The following is a 12,350-nucleotide window of genomic DNA, read 5'->3' on the forward strand; positions in this document are numbered from 1 at the left end:
TGTTTCATGGTAAAGACCTGACTTTTAGAACATCTATTTAAGTATCTATTAGCTAACTTCCTTAGACGCTGTTTTTTAAAACTAGGAGTTAAGTAAGTACTTGCTATTGAGTAAACTTTGGGTACATTAAAAAAGTAAAAGCAGAAAAGTATTTCTTCGCCAATCATTATTCCGTATAAATGGTGAGGGAGCAAGTTTTTTTTATTCTATGAATGACCTCATAATGAATTAGCAATACTACGTACAGGAGGTCATTTACATGAAGAGAGTAATCATCATTGCTTCTTTGTTATTTTGCTTGACAATACCGGAGTTTGTGAATGCTGAAAGCGAGCGTCCATCCGATGTTTTTATAAAAAAAGTTGAAGTGAATCAATACAATTTAAATGAAATTGATCAATTGTTTATTGATCAGCGAAGGTTACAAACATTAATACAACAATTGAAACAAAAAGTATATCAGCCCCCTGTTAATGCAAGGATTAACAAGGGAGGAAAAATTATTCCTGAACAATTAGGAACTACTGTTGATACAGATGAGTTTCATATCTTGTTTCATAAAACGTTTTATGATGCTACAGCTAAAGGATTTAACGTACCCACGATGCCGGTCTATCCGCGTGTTGATAAAACATTACTAGAAGAAATTAGTAAAAAACAATTAGGGAGCTATGTAACTCACTATAAAGAAACAAATCATGAAAGAACACGTAATATTGAACTTTCCGCCAAAGCAATTGATAATCATGTTGTATTCCCTGGAGAATTATTCTCATTTAATAAGGTAGTCGGCGAAAGAACGATAGATAAAGGGTATAAACGAGCACCAGTTATTGTTAAAGGGGAGTTATCGGAAGATGTCGGAGGCGGGATATGCCAAGTATCTTCTACCTTATTTAATGCTGTTAATTTGCAAGGAATTGAAATTGTGGAAAGGTACACACATAGTAAGCAAGTGCCGTATGTTCCTCCGGGAAAAGATGCGACAGTAAGCTGGTGGGGGCCTGATTTCAGTTTTAAAAATAGATATAATCAACCCCTTTTAATTCGAGCGGATGCAAATAATGGAAAAATGAGAGTACGAATTTTTTCTTCAGATATAGCTGAGAATTTTGTCGGTCAAGAATAAAGTAATTTGTAAACGAATCCCTGATGTGTGATGCAAGGTCTTGAGATTGGATATGTTCTCCCCTTTAGGTAGATAGATTAAAAAATAACATCTTTTGACCTAAAGGGGAGTTTTCTTGTGTCTATTAAACGGTTTTTCAAAGAGGAAAAATATAAAATCCTAAAGGCTTGTGAACAAGATGGGCGGTGATTTACCTAGTCGTCTCTTACTAGAACGTTCTAACCCTGTTTATGGGCTTCGATTGCAAAGCTAAGCTTTACTTCATCACCAACAAGTACGCCACCAGTTTCCAGCGTTTGATTCCATGTTAGTCCAAAATCTTTACGGCTAATCGATGTTTCTCCATTAAAACCGGCAACCATGCTTCCACTCATTGGGTCCTTACTTTGGCCCCCGAGTTCAACAGCCACGGTAATAGGCTTTGTTGTACCACGAAGAGTAAGATCACCTACTACCTCATAATTGGTTTCCGACTTTTTATTAATTTCCTTCGATATAAACGTTGCTTTTGGAAATTTTTCCGTATCAAAAAAATCTGCAGAGCGTAAATGATCATCCCGGTCTTTATTGCGTGTATCAATACTATTTACATCAACAGTAAGTTCAATTTTTGCATTGGTTAAAGCATCCAAATCTGCTTCAATTGTTCCATCAAAATCATTAAATGTACCTTTTGCTCGAGAAATCATCATATGCTTCACTGAAAAGCTGATTTCACTATGAACAGTATCCACTTTCCAAATAGATTTCGTCACTATAAACACCTCTCTAATAACTTTTTCTTTGTTTATTACTTTATGTAACCAAGTATAAAATAGGAACTTTATGTTGTCAAGTAATTATTGATCATTATCTCTACGTCGTTTTTTTTCGTTAAGGATCCAAAATCAACATGCAAAGAAGTCGTATGAGAAAAGAGGATCTTAGTGAGAGAGAAAACTAATTTTTGGAAAATCATTCCATTAAGTAGTTGATATGAGATAGAATGTCACTATTATATTTCGATTACCCGCAGCAAAGTAATTTAAAACAAAAGTTTATTCGCTGTCCAAAAGTGAAGGGAAATGGAAAGTAGTAGAGGGAAAGGGATTATTTAGAAAAGGGAAGTGGCTATAAATGGATAAAGAGGCATTAATTTGTACTGTAATACACTTGTTGCCTTAGCTAATCAGGTGTTAGTAGCAGGTAAGTAGTTTTTAATCGATCACCCTTGTCAATAGAGAGGCTTGAACCATCCATTTCAATAGCTATTATATTACCTACTTCGATTATTGCATGGCTTAAGAACAATGATGTAACTACAAAAGAGAAACAACAAGTATTACAAGCTAACGTACTAATTAGTTCTGAAAGATAAGAAGAATTATTAGCTTTTTGATAGTCTAGTTTTAAACTTGGGTTATGCTTATTTTTTATACCCAGTTCAGGGATTGATTACGCACTTGCCTTTACCGTAGTAGGATTTACAGGTGTTTTTGCTGAGAAAATGAAACAGGCAGTCCGGCAAAACAAAGCCAAACAGTATTTGACTTATATTGTTTTAGGCGTGTTGTTAGGCTGCGGATTACGTTTTATTGCCCATTATATTACTGGAGTTGCCTTTTTTAAATCAGCGATAAAAGGACAGCCAGTCAGGTTATATTCACTAATTTATAATGCTTCTTACATGATTCCAGCAATTCTACTGAGTGCTGTTGTCATCATATTGTTATTTCATAATCAACCTCGGGCATTACTGCAAAAATCAGGAGCCTAAACTTGAGGCTAAGCACAGCCGCATTTTTAAAATTTTCCTCTGTCATAGCTGAAATGTGAAGGGTTCAACAAAATAACAATCCTTTTAAAACAGCTATGAGAACACTAAACTTGCTAAGAAAGCCTCATCTTAAAATGAACTAAACCCTCAAAAAATGCATAGGTTATACCACACTTATTGGAGAGGAAGGTTTAATGATGGAGCTTTCTTTATCTCATTTTTTATATGGTTTATTTACATTAATCATAATCGGAACCATGATCATGCGAAAAGGTGTTGTCCTTCCAACTTTATTAGGTACATTTTTTATTGCCTGGCTATACAAAGGCAGTATCGTAGATGGGTTTACAGCAATTTTTAAAGCGAATTTAGTTGCGGCACAAGAACTGTTTAGTATCTTTCTAATTATTACGTTTATGTTAGCCTTATTAAATTCGCTTAGAGATCTAGGGGCAGATAAGCATATGATTCAGCCTATTCAAAAATGGATGGTTAATGGGCATATATCTTATTTTGTTTTAGTTACAGTAACCTATGTTATTTCTTTGTTTTTTTGGCCGACACCTGCCGTTCCGTTAGTTTGTACTTTGTTAGTACCAGCAGCCATACGATCAGGATTACCGGCGGCTACAGCTGCAGTAGCAATCGCAATTGCAGGTCAAGGTATGGCTCTTTCCTCTGATTATATTGTTCAAGTAGCTCCAAACTTATCTGCTGTTTCTGCAGGTGTTGAGACAGCCGCAGTAGCAGAACAAGCGTTAATTTTATCCTTAATCACAGGCGGAATTGCTATTGGTTTAGCTTATATATTGTATCGAAAAACCATTCGCACAAAAGAAGACCCTTTAAATAATCAAGAACTTAAAAATATGCAAAACATTGGAGAAAGAACTCAAGAGCAACAAGGGCCAAGACTAAAAACATGGAGTAAGATCTTTGCTGTTATTGTTCCACTAACGTTAGTGACGGTAGTCATTTATATGATTTATGAAAAACTTAATTCTGGAAGAATGAGTGGATTAGAAGGAGGAGATGGTGCTGCTTTTATAGGTGGAGTTGCGGTTATTCTTCTGCTATTATCGACCATTGTCCTTCGAAAACAACAAGCACTGGATTATGTCACCAAACATATTACGGATGGGTTTGTTTTTGCTTTTAAAGCGATGGGACAAGTAATTCCGATTGCAGGATTTTTCTTTTTAGGCAGTTCGGATTTCTCAGCAAATATTTTGAGTTTGGAAAATCAAGCACCAGCGTTTTTATTTGATTTAGTGCAGTCGACTCAAGCATATTTACCGCAAAATGAATGGTTAGCAGCATTAAGCATTTTAATAATCGGAATGGCTACTGGATTAGACGGTTCAGGGTTTTCAGGTCTGCCATTAACAGGTGCACTAGCAGCCTCTCTTTCGTCAAGTGGAATGGATACAGCAACTCTTGCTGCAATTGGACAAATGGGAACGATATGGACGGGAGGAGGAGCTCTGGTTGCCTGGTCCTCACTTATTGCAATTGCAGGATTTTGTGGAGTACCCGTAATGGAGCTTGTTCGGAAAAACTTTATCCCCGTGATTTGCGGCTTATTTGTAGCAACGCTGGCTGCTGTGATCATTTTTTAACAATAGTTAATTATTAACCTGAATCTCAATAAAACATGGGATTCAGGTTTTTACATATCCTGCTAGTTACGGATTATGTCTTAAAACATGTATATAAAATGAAAAAGAATAATATAGTATACAGGGAAAATAAATTTATTTTACTATTCAAAACTATTTTTACATTTTGAATAAATTAAGCTAAAATCAGATTAAAATTAAAAGCGTTTTCAAAGCGGTAACTAAAAAGGAGGAAAGAGATGCCTAGTATACTGGTGGCTGTTATTGGAATAGTTGTTTTTGCTTTAGGTTATCGCTATTATTCTAAATTTGTAGCGAAAAAGATTTTTAAACTAGATCCAAATTATGTTACCCCTGCACATCGCTATAAAGATGGGATAGATTTTGTTCCAACAAATAAATTTGTTTTATGGGGTCATCATTTTACATCTGTTGCTGGAGCTGCACCAATTCTTGGACCAGCTATTGCTGTTTATTGGGGATGGTTGCCAGCATTTTTATGGATCGTTTTAGGGACCGTATTTGCCGCTGGTGTTCATGACTTCGGTACATTAGTTTTATCAGTGCGTAATAAGGGGCAATCCGTAGGAACATTGGCTCATCGTTTAGTTGGTCAACGTGCAAAGGTTTTGTTTTTATTCATTATTCTTATCCTTGTATTAATGGTAAATGCGGTATTTGCTTGGGTTATTTCAAACTTATTTATTTCCTACCCGGCAAGTGTCTTACCGGTGTTTATTCAAATTCCTTTAGCCGTTTGGATTGGATATGCGGTATACAAACGAAATGCCAAGATGCTTCTTCCATCCGTAGTAGCTTTAGTTATTATGTATGGAGTTGCCATTTTATCAAGTAAGATTGAAATATTGCAAATGGACTTTGTCCAGTATTTAGGGGGTGAAGGGGGGACTGGAATATTTGGGTTAAGTACCGTGTCTTCAGCATTTTTTATTTGGATTATTATTTTAATGATCTACGTGTACATCGCTTCCACGTTGCCGGTTTGGAAATTATTGCAGCCGCGGGATTTTATTAATTCACATCAGCTTGTTGTTGGCTTAGGAATTTTATATTTAGGATTACTGTTTACCAACCCTGAAATGACTGCGCCAGCAACAAATGCTAATGCAGATACACCATGGCTGCCATTATTATTTATTACGATTGCTTGTGGAGCTATATCTGGATTTCACGGTCTTGTATCTTCTGGAACTTCTTCTAAACAATTAAATAAAGAAACGGATGCTCGATTTGTTGGATATTTGGGGGCAGTTGGCGAAGGGATATTGGCACTAGTTTCTATCATTGCAGTTGCAACGTTTTTTACCAGCACTCGAGACTTTTCCAATGTATATCAGAGCTTTGCTGAAGCTAATGCGAATGGCTTAGGAGTATTTGTAGAAGGCGCAGCTGTATTAGCAGGAGGACTTGGCATTCCGAGTGATGTTGCAGTTACCATCGTATCCATTATTGTAGTTAGCTTTGCAGCTACAACGCTTGATACGTCCGTACGACTAATGCGCTATATTATTTCTGAACTGGGTAGTGAATATAAGCTGCCAGCGTTAACTAAAGTTCATATCGCAACATCCATTGCTGTTATCTCCAGTGCCGCACTTGTTTTACTCCCAGAAGGCCCAAAAGGATTTGGCTCTGGTGGCTATCAATTATGGCCATTGTTCGGTACTGCCAATCAACTTTTAGCAGCAATTAGTTTAATGTTAATCGCAGTTTGGTTAAAGCGGTTAGGAAGAAATTATGCACTCGTACTGATCCCAATGATATTTTTGATGGTAATGACGCTTTATGCTATGTTCCAGCAGGTTGCTTTTGAATGGTCATGGATGGGAAGTGCACCTAACACATTATTATTTATTTTAGGAGCGATTATATTTATATTTGCCATCTGGATTATTATCACCGCTTTTTCCGTTTTACGGGAAGATCATGAACGCCCATTAGAATAGCAACGGCGTTTAAAAATAAAAGGAGATTAAATCGATCCTCTTTATATCTTTAAGGGTGTCAAAGATCTGATTAAATAGTTGGTATGTTTTTAGTGAATTTCTTTGTTACCTACAGCTAACAGTTATTTAGCTTTTGAATTCATATTTAAAGGGGACAGATAAAGATGCTTGAACAAATTAAAAAGCTTGTTCACTACTATGAGGAAGTTATTAGTTTACCGCACCGTCAAGAGATTGTACGGGAGTTAAGGCATGAAGATGATATGTTTTTATTACTACTTTATTCAGAGATGATTGGAATTCCTAATCCAGTCTATTATTACACATTAGAACTATATCCGTATTTATTAGAAAAGTTCCATGACTGGCATCTGCGAATGGGGATGGAAAAATCGCCTTTATCCGGTATTCGCTGCTGTTAATTATCAAGTAGGGGGGGAGAGAATTGGAAGACTTCCTAAAAAAAATTATCTTTATAGGTGGCAAGGGGGGAGTGGGCAAGTCGACATCTGCTGCTGCGCTTGCTTGGAACAGAGCAAAAGAAGAAACACAAACACTGCTTATATCCACCGACCCTGCCCATAATCTAGGTGATATATTTAATCAAAAAATTGGAGGACGAATAACAAAGATCAGTAACCATTTACAAGTTATAGAAATTGATCCAGATCATGAAACCAAAGTCTATATTAACGAGGTAAAAGAAAATATTAAGCATTTAGTCCAGCCACAAATGATGGATGAGGTAAATCGTCAACTCGACACAGTACGGGCATCCCCTGGTGCAGATGAAGCAGCGCTATTTAATAAGCTAGTGTCCATCATTTTGGAAGAGAAGCATCATTTTGATCAAATCATTATCGATACTGCACCGACTGGTCAAACTATTCGACTACTTACATTACCTGAGTTAATGGGTGTTTGGATAGAAGGTCTATTACAACGTCGAAAAAAGACGAGTAAAAACTATACACAACTATTAAATGATGGAGAACCGATTGAAGATCCTATTTATGAAGTATTACTTAAACGAAAAGAACAATTTGCTAAAGCTCGTAAGTTGTTATTAGATGATCAAACATCAGGATTTATTTTTGTAGTTAATCCAGAGAGCCTGTCTATTACAGAAACAGAAAAGGCAATTCATTTTCTTGTAAAACATGGCCTACATGTGAAAACATTAATAATAAATAAAGTCTTACCAGAGGAGGTAGAAGGAGATTTTTTACATCAGCGAAAACAAATAGAACGTTCGTATATGAAAAGAATAGAAACCACTTTTACGGATCAAGCAAAAGTGTATGTTCCTTTATTTGCTAATGATATTATGGATATAATACAATTAGAAAAATTCAGTTCCTTCTATTCCACTGGTGATGTTTGAAAAATTGTACGTTAAAATATATTCCTTTAGCGTACAAGTCCCAAAAATAAAGGCATATAGAAACTTATGGTAGCAAAGGTATCAGCAAGAGAGGCTTATGTTTAGAAATAGGAAGTGTAAGAAAAAATCAACGAAGAATTCGATTTGATTGTCGGAGGCATCCTCTTTAGAGTATGAGGACTATCCTTGGTCTATGCCTAGAAGCTTGGTGCTTATAATTTTTCTCTACATGAGCAAAAAATTTCTGAAAAAATAATTAGAAAGAGGAAGGGATTTCTATGAAAGCATTTGTCCATGAACGTGATAAATTAATAGTGAAGGAAATGGAAGAGCCAATTCCTAAAGCAAATGAAGTATTAGTTAAACTCAAAGCTGCGGGACTTAACCGTCGAGATTTATATATTCCTCAGCGACGAAAGGGAGTTGAATCACCACTTATTTTAGGCTCAGACGGAGCGGGAGTAATAGAAAAAGTTGGTGAAGAGGTTCAAGGAGTGCAGGTAGGGGATGAAGTTATCATAAATCCGTCGCTAGGGTGGTTTGATAATAGTGGTGCACCGCCTGCAGGGTATGAAATATTAGGAATGCCTGATCATGGTACTTTTGCTGAAAAAATTGCTATTGATTATCGCCAAGTAGAGAAAAAGCCTGCTCACTTAACGTGGCAGGAAGCCGGAGTGCTTGCACTATCTGGGTTAACAGCATATCGTGCACTGTTTACAAAGGGACAAATAAAGGCAGGAGAGACGGTATTTATTCCTGGTGCAGGGAGTGGTGTAGCTACATTTTTAATTGCATTTGCAAAAAATATTGGTGCAAAGGTGATTGTGACATCTCGAAGCAGAGAAAAGCTGGAGCAAGCAAAATCATTGAGCGCCGATATACTACTCCATAATGAAAATGATTGGAAAGTGGCGTTAAAATCGGAAACAGTGGATCTCGTCATCGATAGTATAGGACGAGCTACTTTTCAACGATCGCTTGATGTGCTGAAAAAGGGTGGAAGAATGGTTGTGTTTGGTGCTACAACGGAAGATACAGTGACCATCAATTTACGTGAATTTTTCTATGGTCAGTATCAACTGTTTGGCTCAACAATGGGAAGCAGACAGGAGTTAACAGCGATGCTTGCTCATGTTGAACAATATCAATTACACCCGGTCGTCGATAAAACTTTTTCATTACAAGCTATGCCGGAGGCGCTGGATTATTTAAATGATAATAACCAATTTGGAAAAATTGCTATTGATTTATCCATATCATGATCAAAAGTTAGAAGTGCTTGTTTTGTAGCTTACAAACAGAAGAACTTATGACGGGATAAAATGAAACTTTATTCAAGGAGTGCTTTTCTCCTTGAATGTTTGTCGCAAGGGTATGACCTAAAGGCTCTTAAACGAATTGGGGATTTAGGAGCCGTTTTTCGGTTCGTAACATCATTAGCACATTTTTGAAATAATAAAAATACGGCTTCTTATGTCCCGGCTAAAGGAAACATCCCTGCAACAGAGGTTTCTACGAAAGTGCCAATTTTGCTACTGCTAGTGTGCTTAAGCTAAACGACGAAGCTATTTTCAAGAAAGATATTCAAGAAAAAACTGCACCTCCAATTGGTAGATTATGTCTAACAATGGGGGTGCAGTTCAAAACAGCCTGTTTTTGAATCTATCATATTTTTTATATTAGGCTGGAGATTTTTCTATCCAGTCTTTACCTTCTAAGTGTCTAGTTACCAGCATGCTGGAAACTGTATCACCAGTAACATTAATCATTGTTGCAGGAGGGTCAACCACTATTCCAATAGCAGAAATGATTGGTAAAGCTTCTAATGGCAAGCCGTACAGTGTAATAATCATCATTTCGCCCATAAAACCTCCACCGGGAATACCACTCATTACAATACCAGACAATAAACAAATTCCAATTGCTGTTAAAAAAGTATCGATTCCGGAAAAGTCCAAATTAAATACACCGAAGACAAAGGCGATTTTTAACATAGCTGAAAGACATGAGCCATCCATATGTATGGTAGCACCAAGTGGAAGCACTGTTTCCCGAATATCCTTAGGAACTCCTATTTGCTTTGCAGCTTGTAAATTAGCGGGTAATGAGGCCACACTGCTACCAGTACCAAGTGAAGTTGCAGCTGGGGCAAGTATGTTTTTCCAAAATCGGGCTATTCCCTTTTTACCACCAGCGATAAAAGCATATAAGGTAAAGCCGATGGCAAAATATAAGACAGATACTGGATAATAAATAATTACTGCTTTAGCGTAATCACCAATTAATTCTGCGCCAAACTCCCCAACTAGAGATGCAAAATACGCGCCTAGACCAATCGGAGCGTAGTACATAACAAGTTGTATAATTTTCATAAATACTTCTGAGCCACTTGTTAAAAATGTGGTAAATACTCTTCCTTTTTCTCCGGTAAGTCCAGTTGCTACACCGATAAGTACGGAAAAAACGATCAAAGCAAGCATGTTATCGCGTGAAAATAAGTCTACAAAATCAGGAACAGTAAACGTATTTACTAGTTGTTCAGAAAAGCTCATTTTCTCTTGAACCTCATCTGGTTTTATTCGTGGGATATCCACACCAGAACCAGGTTGGAAAATAACGGTAGCAATTAGCATAAATACTGCAGCAAAGATTCCGGTAGCCACAAACACCGTTATCATAGAACCCATTATCTTTCCCAGCCTTTTCATGCTGTCCATACTTGCTATAGCAGATGAGATTGTAAAGAAAACAAGCGGCATTACAATCATAAATAACAAATTAATAAACAAATCGCCTAATGGCTTAATAACCGTAGCGTCTTTGCCGAATATAAGCCCAATAATGGCCCCGATAATGATTGAAGCAATTAATATGATCGGAAAGCGATAGGCTTTTAATTTACCCTTCATATCAGTTCATTCCTTTTTCGTGTAATGAAATAAGATAGCTATTCTATTCTACACGAAAAATAATGTTAACAAAAGGGACTTCATCTATATTTACCAATTATAATTGTCATAATAGGGCTTTTAACAAGAGCTAAGATACCAAACTATATCGGTTAACAACGGAATGTGAAAAATTTCGGTTATAAATACGGTTGCACAAGGTCAATAGCATGTTGGAGTTTCTTACTATTTTTTTCGTATATATCCTTACTTTCCTCGTTTTCAGTGGCTAAAGAAAACAACTCCAAATCCGCTTGACATTTTTTCAAGTTTGCAAGCAATAACGCTTTTTCTGTTGGTTCAGGGACAGTAATTTTATCATCGTATAAATCAAGGTATAACTGACCATTGTTATCAGCTTGGGCAAGAAATACATTTTCAATGCTTACATTTTGTTTATCTAGTTCGGTTTCTAACCAGTTTACATTTAACGATAAATTAGCAAGTGATTCTAACATTATCTCTCCATCCATGATAACCGTTTGTGGTTCTTTTTCTGGGGCTACATTTATTCCTACATCTTTTGCTGTTAATGGGCGATTTTCTTTTTTCAGTAGTACGTTTAATTCTCCGGAAGGTTCAAGAACAGCAAATTCCACATCAGATGCTAAAAAAACGTTATTATGTCGTAGTTCTGTTAACAAATCATCTGTTGAGTATCTTTCTTTTTTTAGATTATCTTCCATAATTTTACCATCTTGAATAAGTACAGTGCTTTTACCTTCTGTAAAATCACGAAATCGTTTACTTTTTAATGACAAAAACTCGGCGATAAAGGGAACAATAAACCAAATAAACATGGAAATTAAAGCATACATAAAATTAGCATTTGGCTCAATAGCATGAACAGCAGCAATTCCCCCTAGCACAATACCCGAAATATATTCGAAAATGTTTAACTGTGATATTTGTTTTTTACCTAGCCATTTTGTCATAAAAAACAAAATAACTAACATAGAAAACGACCGAATGGTTACGTTAACCCAGTCTGGCATTGAGAAACCTCCTTTCATAAAAAACTGGTAAAAATGACGAAGCGAATGTCTTCGTTGGCTTGTTTCTTTGGTTTTCTTCGATTTAACTCATACACTGTATACCATATGTTGCCTCGAATTTTGCCGGACAGGATTTGCTTGTGTCGGCTTGCAACAGTACCGGAAAAAACATAGAATCGATATTTCGCACGCATAAAAAGTGTATTGCTTTTTCACGGATAGAGTGGCTTCGACAGCAATACAACGCGGTTTTTTAAAGGATAGGGAAAAAAGCGGTACAACAGAGTTTCATGGACGGTGTGTAGTTTACATTGATCCTTTTCATTCCGATTGCTCAAAATATAACTTCATTTATATTGCGGTTCCTCTTTCGTCAGTTTAATGACTTGTTGTTGCAAATCTTTTTTCACTTCCGCTACAATCTGCATTGCTTGTTTAAACTGTTTTTGTTGTTCTTCTTCCTTGGTTTTTTCTATAAGCAATTGTAAAGTAGCCTCAATACTTTTAATGGAAGAAAAACATCCTTTTACTTGTGCTCCGACTGTCACG

At 36.4% G+C, this 12,350-nt stretch carries 11 protein-coding genes; 7 read left to right on the forward strand and 4 right to left on the reverse strand.

Translation table 11 applies throughout. The features are described from left to right. Positions 1-259 precede the first annotated feature (259 nt). On the forward strand, positions 260-1,129 hold the full coding sequence (locus JNUCC74_RS07470) for a VanW family protein (RefSeq protein ID WP_454067525.1): 870 nt from the start codon (positions 260-262) through the stop codon (positions 1,127-1,129). A 218-nt stretch (positions 1,130-1,347) separates the two neighbouring features. Here JNUCC74_RS07470 and JNUCC74_RS07475 read toward each other — a convergent pair whose 3' ends face one another. Further along, on the reverse strand, positions 1,348-1,884 hold the full coding sequence (locus tag JNUCC74_RS07475; RefSeq protein WP_077320239.1) for a YceI family protein: 537 nt from the start codon (positions 1,882-1,884) through the stop codon (positions 1,348-1,350). 674 nt (positions 1,885-2,558) lie between these two features. Between JNUCC74_RS07475 and JNUCC74_RS07480 the strand changes: the two genes are divergently transcribed. From JNUCC74_RS07480 to JNUCC74_RS07505, 6 genes are all read left to right on the forward strand, one after another. Then, positions 2,559-2,885: an energy-coupled thiamine transporter ThiT gene (locus JNUCC74_RS07480; RefSeq protein ID WP_454067855.1), complete on the forward strand. Its 327-nt coding sequence runs from the start codon at positions 2,559-2,561 to the stop codon at positions 2,883-2,885. A 197-nt stretch (positions 2,886-3,082) separates the two neighbouring features. Further along, a complete protein-coding gene (locus tag JNUCC74_RS07485) occupies positions 3,083-4,504 on the forward strand; it encodes a hypothetical protein (RefSeq protein WP_454067526.1) in 1,422 nt (473 codons plus the stop codon). A 239-nt stretch (positions 4,505-4,743) separates the two neighbouring features. Further along, positions 4,744-6,471 (forward strand): carbon starvation CstA family protein, encoded by a 1,728-nt coding sequence (locus tag JNUCC74_RS07490; protein WP_454067527.1) that lies wholly within the window; start codon positions 4,744-4,746, stop codon positions 6,469-6,471. Between the two features lie 164 nt (positions 6,472-6,635). Continuing rightward, positions 6,636-6,893 (forward strand): cory-CC-star protein, encoded by a 258-nt coding sequence (locus JNUCC74_RS07495; protein WP_454067528.1) that lies wholly within the window; start codon positions 6,636-6,638, stop codon positions 6,891-6,893. Between the two features lie 23 nt (positions 6,894-6,916). Next, positions 6,917-7,855 (forward strand): ArsA family ATPase, encoded by a 939-nt coding sequence (locus JNUCC74_RS07500; protein ID WP_454067529.1) that lies wholly within the window; start codon positions 6,917-6,919, stop codon positions 7,853-7,855. A gap of 278 nt (positions 7,856-8,133) precedes the next feature. Next, positions 8,134-9,120, forward strand: a complete 987-nt coding sequence (locus tag JNUCC74_RS07505) for a zinc-binding dehydrogenase (RefSeq protein WP_454067530.1) — start codon at positions 8,134-8,136, stop codon at positions 9,118-9,120. 417 nt (positions 9,121-9,537) lie between these two features. Here the strand turns inward: JNUCC74_RS07505 and JNUCC74_RS07510 are convergent, their stop codons facing one another. The 3 genes from JNUCC74_RS07510 to JNUCC74_RS07520 form a co-directional block, all read right to left on the reverse strand. Then, positions 9,538-10,767 carry a dicarboxylate/amino acid:cation symporter gene (locus tag JNUCC74_RS07510; RefSeq protein WP_454067531.1) on the reverse strand — a complete coding sequence of 410 codons (1,230 nt, stop codon included), beginning with the start codon at positions 10,765-10,767 and terminating at the stop codon, positions 9,538-9,540. Between the two features lie 179 nt (positions 10,768-10,946). Next, complete coding sequence (locus JNUCC74_RS07515) at positions 10,947-11,801, reverse strand: DUF421 domain-containing protein (protein ID WP_454067532.1); 855 nt, start codon at positions 11,799-11,801, stop codon at positions 10,947-10,949. 347 nt (positions 11,802-12,148) lie between these two features. Beyond that, entirely contained in the window at positions 12,149-12,349 is a 201-nt protein-coding gene (locus tag JNUCC74_RS07520) for a DUF1657 domain-containing protein (protein WP_454067533.1), read from the reverse strand. Position 12,350 lies beyond the last annotated feature (1 nt).

The organism is Cerasibacillus sp. JNUCC 74 (assembly GCF_053667775.1).